Here is a 13,275-nt window from a genome sequence, read left to right on the forward strand (position 1 = left end):
GAAAGGAATTCGATGACGGGTTATCTTTTCGGTCTCAGCCGGGTCGGTCATCCGGTTCGGCGGAAGTGGTCGACGGCCGAGGCAGCTCTGGCGCGCTGCGTCTGGAACACTCGATCGTCGGAAAGGTTCTTTGCTGATGTTCCGTCGTTTCACGACCCACGCGCCCACGGCGGCGCCGCCGGTGGATGATCTGGTGGCCGGCGCGCTGCCGGACCGGGTGCAGATCGCGCATGAGCGGTTGGCCCACCAGGATGATCCGGCACTGCTGGAAGCTTTGTCGGAGCGCGAGCTCGCCGCCTCCCGCGAGTTGGCCGAGCTTGTGCGCGACTACGAACGCCACGAGAAACGGGCGCGGATCCAGGCGGCTGCCGACGCCGCCGAGCGGGTGCGGCGCACAGCCGCCGAGCTGGCCGAACGCGAGGCCGCCGACCTGCTGCGGGCCGCGCAGGCGATCGGCGAACAGCGCCACAGCAGCAGCCCGCACGCGAAAGTCGCTCGCCTGCACCAGCGCAAGCCGCGGGTGCTGGGTTTGCTCGCCGGTGTGGTCGCGTTCTCGATGCTGTTCTCCGCGGTCACCGTGCAGCAGAACATCGCGCCGACCGGTGGTGCGGCCAATCCGATGTTCTGGCTGTCCTACGGCCTGGAAGCCCTGATCAGCGCGGTGCTCGTCGCGCTGATGCTGTCCACCGGGGATACCGCCGAGTGGGGTGTGATCGATCGGCTGTGGCAGGTCTACACCGTCGAGGGCGTCCTGTTGACGGCGAGCATCGCGCTGAACACGTTCCCGTACTTCCGAACAGGTGACTTGGCCGGAATCGGAATCCACGCGATCGCACCGATCATGATCGGCGTCGCGCTCGTCACCCACCGGCTCGTCGCCGAGCGGTACGGGCGCGCGATCGAGCAAGCGACCGCCGCCGTGCCCGACCACGAAGACCTCCAGGAACGACTGGCGGCGCTTACTCAGGTCGGCGGGGCCGGGAACCAGATCCTGCCGAGCATCCTCATGGAGCCGGCGGTGCCCGTCCACCGCGCGGACGAAACGGCCGCGACCGAACCGCCCGCACCGGCGGCGCAGGGCGCGGCTATCGCGGGGCAGGCGGCGGTGCAGGACGACAACGGCGCCGCGGTTGCCGGGCAGCCCGCCGGGGCTCCGACCGCGCCGCCTGTTCCGGCTCCGGAACTCACGGAGTTGTGGTTGGCGACGACGCCTTTGCCCGCGATCGAGCGGCCCGCCGAGCAGGGTGCGCACCCCGCTGCCGGAGACAGCGCTGACGAGGCCGTTCTCGACGCGCGGTTGGCGGCGGCGGTGCGGCAGACCCTCCACCGGATTCGGTTCAGCAAGCAGCCGGAGCCGGGCGAGCAGCCGGTGGCGGGCGGGCAGCCGGTGCAGGACGCCCCCGTTTCCGCGCCCGAACCCGATGCTCCCGAACTCGCCGAGGCGTCCGCCGAGCACGGCGCACGCGAAGCCGCCGAGGCGCTTCCCGAGGCGAACGCTCACGACGCGGCGGAGCAGGTCATCGACCGTGGCGTCGATGGGCCGCAGGGCACGGGCTCGGAGATCGCCGCGACGCACCACGAACCGGATGTTCGCGCGCTGGAGCCGATCGATGCGGGCATGGCCCAGCATTACGCACCAGGCGTGGACGGCAGCGAGCGCCCGGCGCGGATGCAACAGGTCGCACCGGTCGGCGCCGCGAGTATGTCGCCGATCGGACACGAACCCGACGACGCCGCCGCGACCACACCGCGTGTGGCGGCCCAACCGCAGCTCACCATTCGCTGATTCGAGCGCCTCACCGTCCGGCGCTGCCGGGGCCGCAGCGGCTTCGGTGCGGCGGTCCGGCTACGACGCTTCGCTTTCGGCGTAGAGCTTCCCGGTCGACCCGATGGCGGAATGGACGTAGCGTCGAATTCGTGAAAGTTCCCGCACACCTGCCCACCACGGCGGGCGAACTGCGTTCGGCCGGCTACCTGCCGCGTGGGGTGAAGACCGAGATCCGCGAGAACCTGCTCGCGCTGCTGAGTTCCGGCGGCGACCCGTGGCCCGGGATCGTCGGTTTCGACCGGACGGTCGTGCCGCAGCTGGAACGCGCGCTGCTCGCGGGGCACGACGTCGTGCTGCTCGGCGAACGTGGCCAGGGCAAGACCCGGCTGTTGCGTTCCCTGGTCGGCCTGCTGGACGAATGGACGCCCGTCATCGCAGGCGCCGAGCTGGGCGAACATCCGCTCGACCCGATCAGCCCGGCCGGCAGGCGACTGGCCGCCGAACTCGGCGACGACCTGCCCGTCGCGTGGCGGCACCGGTCGGAGCGGTACGCCGAGAAACTCGCCACGCCCGACACCTCCGTCGGTGATCTGATCGGTGACGTCGACCCGGTCAAGGTGGCCGAAGGGCGCAGTCTCGGTGATCCCGAGACCATCCACTTCGGGCTCGTCCCGCGCGCGCATCGCGGCATCGTGGCGATCAACGAACTGCCCGACCTGGCCGAACGCATCCAGGTCGCGCTGCTGAACGTCATGGAGGAGCGCGACATCCAGGTCCGCGGCTACATTTTGCGGCTGCCGCTGGACGTGTTGCTCGTCGCCACCGCCAACCCGGAGGACTACACCAACCGCGGCCGGATCATCACGCCGCTGAAGGACCGGTTCGGCGCGGAGATCCGCACCCACTACCCGCTCAGCGTGGCGGCCGAGGTGGCGCTGGTGCGCCAGGAGGCCGAGTTGGTGGCCGAGGTGGGCGATCCGCTGATCGAAGTGCTCGCTCGGTTCGTGCGGCAACTGCGGGAGTCGTCCGCGATCGACCAGCGCTCGGGGGTGTCGGCGCGCTTCGCCGTCGCCGCGGCCGAGACGGTGGCGGCGGCGGCCTTGCGCAGGTCCGCGGTCACCGGGGAGAGTCCCGCCGTGGCGCGGCCCGTCGACCTCGAATCCGTGCCCGCGGTGTTGCGCGGCAAGCTGGAGTTCGAGTCCGGCGAGGAGGGCCGGGAGCAGGAGCATCTCACCCACCTGCTGCGCCGCTCGTTCTCCGAGACCGCGCGGGCGCTGCTCGGCGGCCTGAACCTGCGTCCGCTGGCGGAGGCGGTCGGTGACGGGCATCTGGTCACCACCGGGGAACGCGTGCCCGGCGAGGAAGTCCTCTCGGCGCTGCCGGAACTACCCGTGTTACACGAAGTGGCCGGACGGCTCGGTGTGGACGCGGCCGACCCGCCGCCCCGGATCGCCTCTGCCGTCGAGTTCGCTCTGGAGGCGCTCTATCTGGCGAGGCAGATCGCCAAGGATTCCGACGACGGTCTGGCGGTGTACGGCCGATGAGCGCCGCTGTTGCCGGCAGGGCATCGTGACGACCCCGGACCGCTACTCCTACGGCCCCTATCACGACGGGCCCGATCCCTTGGCGCCCCCGCTCGATCTGCGGGAAGCGCTGGACAGCATCGGCCGGGACGTGATGGAGGGCAGTTCGCCGCGCACCGCTCTGCAAGAGCTGTTGCGACGGGGCACCAGCTCCATGCCCGGGCTGGAGGAGCTGACTCGCCGGTTGTGGCAGCGACGCGCACAGATCGCCCGCACCCACCGGCTCGACGGCACGTTGCAGCAGGTCCGGGAATTGCTGGAAGAGGCACTGGAGGCCGAGCGCGGCGCCCTGTTCCCCGACCCGTCCGACGACGCCAGGTTCGCCGAGGCGCAGTTGGACGCGTTGCCGTCGAGCACGGCCGCCGCCGTCACCGAGCTCGCCGAGTACACCTGGCGATCGGAGACCGGCCGCGAGAACTACCGGAAGATCCGGGACCTGCTCGGTCGCGAGTTGCTGGAATCGCGCTTCCAGGGCATGAAACAAGCCTTGCAGAACACCACTGCGCAGGACGTCGAGCGGGTCCGGCGGATGATGTCCGACCTGAACGACCTGCTCGCCGCCCACGCCACGGGCGAGAACACCGAGCAGCGTTTCGCCGAGTTCATGGCCGAGCACGGTGAATTCTTCCCGGAGAACCCGCGCGACACCGAAGAACTGATCGACGCGCTCGCCGCTCGTGCCGCCGCCGCGCAACGCATGATGAACTCGATGTCCGAGCAGCAGCGCGCGGAGCTGTCGGAGCTGATCGGGCAGGCGTTCGGCGATCCGGGCATCGCCCGGCAAGTGGCCGCGCTGGACGCGAATCTGCGCGCGCTGCGTCCCGGCGAGGACTGGAACTCCCGGCAGAGGTTCCGCGGCGAGGATCCACTCGGGCTCGGCGAAGGTGCGCAAGCCCTGCAGGACCTCGCCGAACTCGACGCGCTCGCGGAACAACTCGGCCAGTCCTATGCCGGCGCCCGTCTGGAGGACATCGACCTGGACGCACTGGCGCGCCATCTCGGCGCGGACGCGAGTGTGGACGCGGCTCGCCTGGCCGAGCTGGAACGTGAACTGCGCAGGCAGGGCGTCTTCGAACGGGGCGAGGACGGCTCACTGCGGTTGACGCCCAAGGCGTTGCGGCGGCTCGGCGAGACGGCGTTGCGAGACATCGTGCGGCGCTTGCGATCCCGGCGTGGTGAACGAGACACGGCCTTGGCCGGTGCGGCGGGCGAGCCGACCGGCGGCTCCCGGGCCTGGCGATTCGGCGACACCGAACCGTGGGATGTGTCGCGGACCGTGCGCAACGCCGTGCTGCGCTCGGCGTCGGCGGGGGATCGCCGGGTGCGACTGGACGTCGCCGATGTCGAGATCATGGAGACCGAGCAGCGGTCCAGGGCCGCGGTGGCGCTGTGCGTGGACACGTCCTGGTCGATGGTGCAGGACGGCAGGTGGGTGCCGATGAAGCGCACCGCCCTCGCGCTGCACCACTTGATCGGCACCAGGTTCCGCTCGGACGCGCTGAGCGTGATCACGTTCGGCAGGCAGGCGACCACCGTCGACATCGGCGCACTGACCGCACTGGAAGGCGTCTGGGAGCAGGGCACCAACCTGCATCACGCGCTGCTGCTCGCGGCGGGACATCTGCGCAGGCATCCGGACGCGGTGCCGGTCGTGCTCGTGGTCACCGACGGTGAGCCGACCGCCCACTTGGAGCCGGACGGGGAGACGTACTTCAACTGGCCGCCCGCGCAGCGCACGCTCGCCGTCACGATGGCCCAGGTCGACGCCTTGGCCAAGCTGGGCGCGTCGGTGACGGTCTTCATGCTCGGCGAGGATCCGCGACTGGCCGCGTTCGTCGACCTGATGGCCCGCCGCAGCGGCGGCCGCGTGGTGGCGCCCGATCTGGACGGTCTGGGCGCCGCCGTGGTGAGCGACTATCTGCGCGGCCGGGGTCGAACTCCGGGGCAGTGAAGACGCCCGACGACGCGGGCGGTCGGCCCTACACTGAGCGTGTGGCTTTTCGTCGGTTCGTCGCAGTGTCCTTGTTCGCCTTGGTGACTCCGCTGGGCGTGGCTGCCTGCACGGCGGAAGGTCCCGGTTCGAAGACCGATTGCGCGGTGAGCGGCTGCACGGTGACGTTCGCTCGGGGCGTGGATGCCAAAGCGAGCATCCTGGGCATCGAAGCGAAACTGATTTCGGTGAACGGCAATCTGGTCACGCTGTCGGTGGGCGGTCAAGAGGTCACGGTCCCGGTAGGGGAGACCCGGTCCGCCGACGGGAGCACCGTCACGGTGCAGGAGGTGACCGACGACAAGGTCGTCGTCAAGATCTCCACCGGCCTCACCGGCGGCTGATTTCCTCATCCGGTGCCGCATCCACCGGCGCGGCATCTGTCCGATGTCGTAATTGCTGCGAGATCACTGCGGTCGTGCGGATCTCGTCCGTCGCCGTGCGCCGAGCACGGCGGGAAATCCGTGCGGCTGTGCCGTTCCCCGGGCACCTGTTCGTGCGTGCGCAGTCGCAGGCGTGTCGCGAAAGTGGCACGGGAGCACTCGAGCGGCCGTATCGAGGGTTTATTGTGGCATTTTCGGCGTGTCGACAATGGAAACCGAAAGGTATTGAATACCAGGAGGTTTGAATACCGGAAGGTATTTATTCCGCGCTGCCAGGGGAAATCATTTTTACCGGAAATTTCTCCCCGATTTGCTGTACACCGCACCGTGCCCGTGTGTAGCGTCTGGAACCCGTAAACCCCTCCCATGACAAGTGGTGGCGCGTGATCGGTATCGACGGCTGTCTGAAACGCATCATGGATATTCCTGGTGCGCGCAGTGTGACGTTGGTGGACGGTGCGAGCGGTCTGGCAATCGCCGCGGACGGCAGGCACGAACTGGTGAACGAGCACGAAGATGCCGCCGCCACAACGGATGTCGTACGCGCGGTGCTGGCCTGTCCGGCCTTGTCCAGCGGCGGCGACGGTGACGACGTCACCGAGATCATCGTCTGCGGGACCCGCGGATATCACCTGCTGAACCTGCTGAACGGCGACTTCGACGGACGGCTTTTCGTGCACGTGCTGTTCGACGAGGACGCCGGAAATCTCGCGATGGCGCGATTCCAGTTGCACGCAATTCTCGACGAATTGGCTGAGGGCGCGCATGAGTCCTGAACTCGCGGTCGAATTGCGGCGGCTGGAGAAGGAAGGGAGTACGGGCGTGCTGCGGGCGGGCGACGGTGCGTTTCATCTCGCCGAAGGCGCGATCGTCTCCGCCGACTGCCGCCGCACCACCGGGCTGGACCGGCTGGTCGTCGAGGCGGGCGTGGCGACCGCCGAGGACTGGCGGCGCGCCGATGCGGGGGACCCCGGTCGTGTGCTGGGGCGGCCACGGCTGGAAACCCTGGCGATGCTGTCGGTCTTCGATGCCGCCTACTTCCTGCTGGCCTCGCCCGCCGTCCCGGAGTTCCGCCCGGCCCCGCCGCACTGGCTGGCCCCGGTCTGCCACATCACGCCCCGCGCGCTCGTGCAGGAGTGTGCGCGGCGCGGCGATCCCGAGTCCGGGCCGTGGCCCGCCGACCTGGTCGATCGCGTCCCGGTGGTGCCGGTCCGCCGGGTGCGGCGGCGGCGTCTGGTACTCACCGGCGGACAGGCCGAGGTGCTGGCCGCCGCCGACGCCCGGCGCAGCATCGCGGGAATCGGCCGGGAACTCGGCCGCACGACCTACGGATGCCTGGTGGCGGTGCGGGATCTGACCGCGGCGGGGCTGATCGAGCCACCCACCGCGCCGGCGGTTCCCGTGGCAGCCGGACCGTCCGCGCTCGCGTCGCTGGTCGCCGAACGCCCGGCGGTCGCGCCCGTGGCCGCCGCGCCGGGCCGGCTTCCTCGGCGGCGGGGCAGGCACTCGGCCCCGCCGGCCCCTGTCGAACGCTTGGAGCCGCCGGACCGGGACCTGCTCGTCCGCCTGCAAGCGGCTTTGGAGGAACTCGCGTGACCGCGCGGAAGAAACTGCTCGGTGATTGGATGGGAAGGTTGACAAAGGTGGGGATGTCCGGACCCGAACCGAACGCGGCGGTGCTCACCGAGTTGAAGGCACTGCGCGATCGCGTCCCGCGCCTGACCGGCGCGCTCGTGGCCTCCAACGACGGGCTGCTCGTCGCCCACGATCTACCCCCGCAGATCGAGCCCAACGGGATGGCAGCCATGGCCGCCTCGCAACTGTCGCTGTCCCATCGGCTGGCGACCACCGCGCACGGCGGCGGGTTCAGCGAAGTGGTGGTGCACGGCACCGGGGGGCACGTGGTCATCTACGCGGCGGGCTGGACCTCACTGACCGTCCTGGCCGCACCCGAGGTGAACATCGGTCGGCTGCATCTGGAATCCCGTCCGGCGGCCCGTGCGATCGCCGATTTGCTGACGCCGGTGGCAGCCGACGCAGAGAGCCGACTGGCAACGAAAACCCACTGAAAGGAACACATATGTCCAATATGGATCTGGCACTCAAAGACATGATGGTGATCGACGGCGCGATCGGCGCCGCCGTGGTCGACTACAACAGCGGCATGGCGCTGGGCATGCTCGGCAGTTCCAAGTCGCTGGATCTCCAGGTCGCGGGCGCGGGCAACACCGAGGTGGTGCGCGCGAAGCTGCGGACCATGGACCAGTTGGGGCTCAAGGAAGACATCGAGGACATCCTCATCACGTTGTCCGGGCAGTACCACATCATCCGGCCGATGACCGGTCGCAAGTCCAAGGGCCTGTTCCTGTATCTCGCGCTGGACCGGGGGCGGGCGAATCTGGCGCTGGCCCGCCACCGCCTGCGAGGAATCGAGGAGGATCTGGAGGTCTGATCGGCGCGTGCCGATTTGACCTGAACTATGGTTCAGGTTCGACGCTGATCCCGTACCGAAAAGCGTCGAAGGGAATTCCCATGCCTGACCACCCGATTCAGCTCGCCGTAATCGTCGGCAGTACCCGCGCGGGCCGCTTCGGCCCCACCGTCGCCGAGTGGTTCGCCGCACATGCCGACCGGCGCGACGACGTCACCGTCGACGTCGTCGACCTGGCCGAAACGCCACTGCCGGACCGACTTTCCCACCGTCCCGAACCCGAGGCGGCGCGGGCGCTGGCAGCCGTCGGTCCCCGACTGGCCGCGGCGGACGCTTTCGTCGTGGTGACACCCGAGTACAACCACAGCTATCCGGCGTCGATCAAGAACGCCATCGACTGGCACTACACCGAATGGCGCGCCAAGCCGGTCGGTTTCGTCTCCTACGGCGGCATCTCCGGTGGTCTGCGAGCCGTGGAGCACCTCAGGCACGTCTTCGTCGAACTGCACGCGGTAACCGTGCGCGACACGGTGAGTTTCCACGATGCGGGCAGGCAGTTCGACGCCGCGGGTCAGCCGACGGATCAAGAGATGCCTGCCGTCGCGGCGGACAAACTACTGGGCCAATTGGTCTGGTGGGGTCGCGTTCTGCGGTCGGCCCGCGCCGAATATCCCTATATCGCATAGCGCTTCCGGGCTGCTGTGCCGACGGCCTCGGCGCACGACGGCGCCGGACGGCCGAGTCGATGGGCTCGGCCGTCCGGCGAGCCCGATCTGGGCACCAGGGCGTTCGCAAGGGCGGCATTCTGCGGTTTCGCCGTGGCATCCGGCGTACGCTGTGCGGCGACGAAAGGACTCCACGATGCGAAGAATGCTCGCCGCGTTGGTGATCGCCGGTTCGTTCATGGCAGCGGGGACGACGATCGCGCAAGCGAATCCGCCGTCGCAGCCGCCTACTCCGCTGTGCGTGGTGGTGGGCGGTGCCATATGGGTGGTGCGGAACAGCATCGACCCGTACGGCCTGTCGCAGGATCCGCTCGCGGTCGCGTTGCGGAACGCGCATCGGCAGGTCTGCGGCTAGCGGCTACGTCGAGCTTCGCAGGCGCTGCTCGACCCACCTGCGCAATGCGCGGCTGACGAGCAGTTCGTCGCACGATGTGGATCTCGCATGCGGCGAGCCTGACGCCCCTGATCCCGAGGGAAGTGGCAAATCGCGGGCATCCGGCTCGATCGGCGGCGGCGTGGCCGCGCTCGGCTTGCCGTCGCGAGTGTTGAGCCACGCCCCCGCGAACATCAATGCGGCGCCGAGGGCTTGGACCGGGGCGATGGATTCGCCGAGCAGCAGCCACGCGCAGGCGAGACCGAAAGCGGGCACCAGGAACATGGCGGAGGCGGCTGACGCCGGGCCCACCTCGCCGACGGCGCGGTAGTAGAGAACGTACGCGAGCGCGGTCGGGAGCACGCCGAGATATGCCTGGTTGAGCCAGAATTCGGCACCGAGGTCGGACCAGGCCACGTCGGCCGTGCGTGGCGCCGCGATTACCCCGAGCGCCAAAGCGCCGATGGCCGTGGCGTATACGGTCACCGTAGGGGCCGCCAGCCGGGCGAGCACCGGAGCGCCGAGCATGGTGTAGCACGCCCAGCACGCCGCCGCGCCCAGGAAGACGAGGTCGCCGAGCAGACGATCACCACCGCCGGAGGGGATGCCGAGGAAGAAGACGACACCGCCGCCGGTCGCGACGGTGAGCCCGACGGCTCGGGCCGCGGTCGGCCGGGTGCGAGTCAGCACCGCCGTGCCTGCGACGGTGATGACCGGCGCCGCCATCGGCACGATCACACTGCCGTCCGCGGCGGGCGCCAGGGCGAGCGCGAGAAAGAAAAGGACGTTGTAGCCGAAGACGCCGATCAGGCCGAGCGCCGCCACCCGCCCGGCGTCCCGCACCGCGAGCCTGGGCAGGCGCAGCACGACGAGCAGGACGACGGCGCCGAGGAAGAAGCGAAGGAAGCCCGCCACCTCGTGCGGCACCTCCCGGATCGCGAGTTTCGAGGACGCGAACGCGCTACCCCATAACGCCATGACCACAACGAGCAACAATCGGATACGCACGGATCCGATCCTGCTGAGGGGTGGCCCCGCGGTCTTGAACGCTGGTGCGCGCGCACAATGAGATGGTGGCCGACGGTGAGTGGGTGCGATACCGGCGAATGCCGAACCGCCCGGTGGAGTTGATGCACGCGCACTTCGAAGGGCACGTCTACCACGCGCACAGTCACGAGACCTATTCGTTCGGCTGCACCGAGTTCGGCGCGCAGAGCTTCGACTGCCGCGGCGCGGCGCGGACCAGTGCGGCGGGCATGGTGATGGCCTTCAACCCGGACGAGCCGCACAACGGCCACAGCAGCACCGCGGAGGGCTTCACCTACTCCATCGTGCACATCGGCGCCGAGTTGGTCACCGATCTGCTGTCCGATCAGGCCGGTCGACCGGCCGGGTTGCCGCTGTTCGCCGAGCCGGTGCTGCGCGACCCGGTGCTCACCTCGGCGCTGCGTCGGCTGTGCGCCGCCCTGACCGGCCCGGCCACCGAACTCGCCGCCGACGAGGCACTGGCCGCTTCCGTCGCGGCGTTGACGTGGCGTGCGGCGCGCCGTCCGCTCGCGCGCTCGGCGGCCGAGCCGGGCGCCGCGATCGCGCACCGCGTCCGCGCGCTGCTCGACGACCGCTATCTCGATCCGCTTTCGATGGATGACTTGGTCGAAGCGAGCGGCGCCAGCCGCTTCGCCTTGTATCGCGCTTTCCGTGCGAACTACGGTCTCGCGCCGAGCGATTATCAGCGTCTGCTGCGGCTGCGCGCGGCTCGCCGGTTGATCGCGGCGGGCAGGCCGGTCGCCGAAGCGGCCGCGGCGGCCGGTTTCGCCGACCAAGCACATCTCACCCGCTGGTTCCGCCGGTGCTACGGCATCACGCCCGGCGTCTACTCCGCCGCGTGACCGCTCCTCAGGCCGACTCGGGCGGGCGCGGCCAGGGGTTGTGCTCCTTGTCCTCGACCGACTGATTGAAGCGCTCGATGAGTTTGCCGAACAGGTCGACGTCGGCCTCGGCCCAGTCGGCCACCACCGCGCCGATGCCCTGCCGGCTCTGCATCCGGTCCGCGGCCAGTGCTTCCAATCCTTTCGCGCTGGCGCGGACCTTGCGGGCGATGCCTCCGTCGGGGTCGGGCACCCGGTCGACCAACCCCTGCTTGAGCATGGCTCCGACCTGGCGGTTGATGGTGGAAATGTCCAGTTGGAACGCCTCGGACAGCTCGCGCAGGCTCAGTGGGTAGTCCAGTTCCAGCCGGGTCAAGATCAGGAACGCCGAGCGGTCGAGCCGGAAGCCGGGACGCCGGAGCAAAGCGGCGGGGAAGTGCCTGGACAGCAGTGACAGTTCGAAGGTGAGGCGCTGGAGCGCCGCGCTGTCGTCGCCGGTACCGGAATCGGACATGCCCCACTATGTCGCGCGGATCACGTCGATACCAAATTGTGCAGCATACACACCATATGTACCGTGCACATGTGACTGTAGCTGCCGACGCGTCCTCGAGCGTCTCTGAATCCGGCGACCGGCGGCGGCCATCGCCGGCTCTGCTCATCGCGACGCTCGGCATGGTCGGTGTCGTCGTCTCGCTCATGCAGACACTGGTGATTCCGATCATTCCGTCGCTGCCCGTCCTGTTGCACACCTCCGCGTCCAACGCGTCCTGGGTCGTGACGGCCACGCTGCTGGCGGGCGCGGTGGCGACCCCGATCAGCGGCCGCCTGGGCGACATGTTCGGCAAGCGCCGCATCTTGTTCGCGAATCTGCTTCTGCTCGTGGCCGGTTCGGTGGTCTGCGCGTCGTTCTCCACGCTGCTGCCGGAGATCGTCGGCCGCTCGCTGCAGGGCGCCGCGGTCGGCGCGATCCCGCTCGGCATCAGCATCATGCGCGACGAACTGCCCGCCGAGCGGGTGGGTTCGGCGATGGCGATCATGAGCGCCACGCTCGGCGTCGGCGGCGCGATCGGCCTGCCCGTCGCGGCGGCCATCGCGCAGAACGCGAACTGGCACGTGCTGTTCTGGACTTCCGCCGCGCTCGGCCTCCTCTGTGCCGCCCTGGTTTTCGTCTTCGTGCCGGAGTCGCCGGTGCGCACGCCCGCCCGCTTCGACTTCGGCGGTGCGATCGGGCTGTCGGCGGCGCTGCTGGCGCTGCTGGTCGCGATCACGAAAGGCGCGGACTGGGGCTGGGCCAGCGCTCCGATCCTGATTCTGTTCGCGGCGTCTGTGGTGGTGTTCATCGGTTGGGGCGCTTTCGAACTGCGGCAGCGTTCGCCGTTGGTGGATCTGCGGGTTTCGGCGCGGCCGCGGGTGCTGTTCACCAACGCGGCCTCGATTGCCGTCGGATTCGCGCTCTACGGCATGTCGCTGACCTTCCCGCAGCTGCTGATGGCGCCGGAGCGGACCGGATACGGCTTCGGGTTGTCCATGATCAGCGCCGGGTTGGCGCTGGCGCCGACCGGTTTCGTGATGATGCTGCTGTCGCCGGTGTCGGCTCGGCTGTCGGCCAGCCGCGGGCCCAAGGTCACTCTCGCGCTCGGGTCGGCGGTGATCGCCGTCGGTTACCTGTGCGCAGTGGTGTTGATGAACAGCGTCTGGGAGATCATGCTCGCCTCGGTGATCGTCGCGGGCGGTGTCGGCCTGGCCTACGCGGCGATGCCCGCGCTGATCATGGGCGCGGTGCCGATCACCGAAACGGCGGCGGCGAACGGCTTGAACTCGTTGATGCGCTCGATCGGCACCTCGACTTCGGCGGCGGTGATGAGCGTGGTGCTCGCGCACATGACCATCCAGTTCGGTCCGCACCTGCTGCCCTCGCGCGACGGGTTCCACACCACCTTTCTCATCGCGATGGTGGCAGCGCTGGTCGCGATCGGCCTGACCACGTTGATCCCGATGCGCAAGAGCGCCGACGCGGCGACCACCACCGGGCATTCCTGACGGCTGCCGTACTCGGTACCGGCTTCCGTCGCCCGCGACTCTGCTTGTCGAGTGCCGAAATCCGCGCGCGAGGTCTCGTGCGCGTGACCGTGTGCCTCGTCGGTGGTCGGC

Annotated in this window: 14 protein-coding genes; 12 read left to right on the top strand and 2 right to left on the bottom strand. The window is 69.3% G+C overall.

The window, feature by feature from the left end; all coding sequences use genetic code 11:
* The first annotated feature begins 136 nt into the window (after positions 1–136).
* The 10 genes from GVY64_RS37375 (at position 137) to GVY64_RS29005 (ending at position 9,235) form a co-directional block, all read left to right on the top strand.
* Positions 137–1,786: a hypothetical protein gene (locus GVY64_RS37375; RefSeq protein ID WP_201298205.1), complete on the top strand. Its 1,650-nt coding sequence runs from the start codon at positions 137–139 to the stop codon at positions 1,784–1,786.
* A gap of 131 nt (positions 1,787–1,917) precedes the next feature.
* Entirely contained in the window at positions 1,918–3,312 is a 1,395-nt protein-coding gene (locus GVY64_RS28965; RefSeq protein WP_159848231.1) for a sigma 54-interacting transcriptional regulator, read from the top strand.
* A 25-nt stretch (positions 3,313–3,337) separates the two neighbouring features.
* On the top strand, positions 3,338–5,302 hold the full coding sequence (locus GVY64_RS28970) for a vWA domain-containing protein (protein ID WP_236567318.1): 1,965 nt from the start codon (positions 3,338–3,340) through the stop codon (positions 5,300–5,302).
* 41 nt (positions 5,303–5,343) lie between these two features.
* Positions 5,344–5,685: a hypothetical protein gene (locus GVY64_RS28975; RefSeq protein WP_159848234.1), complete on the top strand. Its 342-nt coding sequence runs from the start codon at positions 5,344–5,346 to the stop codon at positions 5,683–5,685.
* Between the two features lie 455 nt (positions 5,686–6,140).
* Positions 6,141–6,500, top strand: coding sequence for a hypothetical protein (locus GVY64_RS28980; protein WP_236567319.1), 360 nt, complete (start codon positions 6,141–6,143; stop codon positions 6,498–6,500).
* Positions 6,490–7,320, top strand: a complete 831-nt coding sequence (locus GVY64_RS28985) for a hypothetical protein (protein ID WP_159848240.1) — start codon at positions 6,490–6,492, stop codon at positions 7,318–7,320. Before GVY64_RS28980 ends, GVY64_RS28985 begins: the two co-directional genes overlap by 11 nt.
* A 53-nt stretch (positions 7,321–7,373) precedes the next feature.
* Positions 7,374–7,793 (top strand): roadblock/LC7 domain-containing protein, encoded by a 420-nt coding sequence (locus GVY64_RS28990; RefSeq protein WP_159848243.1) that lies wholly within the window; start codon positions 7,374–7,376, stop codon positions 7,791–7,793.
* Positions 7,794–7,804: 11 nt separating this feature from the next.
* The gene (locus GVY64_RS28995) at positions 7,805–8,176 is read left to right on the top strand and encodes a hypothetical protein (protein ID WP_159848246.1); all 372 of its coding nucleotides are present in this window, start codon (positions 7,805–7,807) and stop codon (positions 8,174–8,176) included.
* An 80-nt stretch (positions 8,177–8,256) separates the two neighbouring features.
* Positions 8,257–8,841 carry an NADPH-dependent FMN reductase gene (locus GVY64_RS29000; protein WP_159848249.1) on the top strand — a complete coding sequence of 195 codons (585 nt, stop codon included), beginning with the start codon at positions 8,257–8,259 and terminating at the stop codon, positions 8,839–8,841.
* Between the two features lie 175 nt (positions 8,842–9,016).
* Entirely contained in the window at positions 9,017–9,235 is a 219-nt protein-coding gene (locus GVY64_RS29005; RefSeq protein WP_159848252.1) for a hypothetical protein, read from the top strand.
* Positions 9,236–9,238: 3 nt separating this feature from the next.
* On the opposite strand, the gene GVY64_RS29010 is transcribed toward GVY64_RS29005, so the two are convergent.
* Positions 9,239–10,261 carry a DMT family transporter gene (locus GVY64_RS29010; RefSeq protein WP_159848255.1) on the bottom strand — a complete coding sequence of 341 codons (1,023 nt, stop codon included), beginning with the start codon at positions 10,259–10,261 and terminating at the stop codon, positions 9,239–9,241.
* Positions 10,262–10,305: 44 nt separating this feature from the next.
* On the opposite strand from GVY64_RS29010, the gene GVY64_RS29015 reads away from it, so the two are divergent.
* Positions 10,306–11,142: an AraC family transcriptional regulator gene (locus GVY64_RS29015; protein ID WP_236567320.1), complete on the top strand. Its 837-nt coding sequence runs from the start codon at positions 10,306–10,308 to the stop codon at positions 11,140–11,142.
* A gap of 7 nt (positions 11,143–11,149) precedes the next feature.
* On the opposite strand, the gene GVY64_RS29020 is transcribed toward GVY64_RS29015, so the two are convergent.
* On the bottom strand, positions 11,150–11,635 hold the full coding sequence (locus GVY64_RS29020) for a MarR family winged helix-turn-helix transcriptional regulator (protein WP_159848258.1): 486 nt from the start codon (positions 11,633–11,635) through the stop codon (positions 11,150–11,152).
* Positions 11,636–11,706: 71 nt separating this feature from the next.
* On the opposite strand from GVY64_RS29020, the gene GVY64_RS29025 reads away from it, so the two are divergent.
* Positions 11,707–13,164: an MFS transporter gene (locus tag GVY64_RS29025; RefSeq protein ID WP_236567321.1), complete on the top strand. Its 1,458-nt coding sequence runs from the start codon at positions 11,707–11,709 to the stop codon at positions 13,162–13,164.
* Positions 13,165–13,275 lie beyond the last annotated feature (111 nt).

The organism is Nocardia sp. CY41 (assembly GCF_009829325.1).
Taxonomy (GTDB): Bacteria; Actinomycetota; Actinomycetes; order Mycobacteriales; family Mycobacteriaceae; genus Nocardia.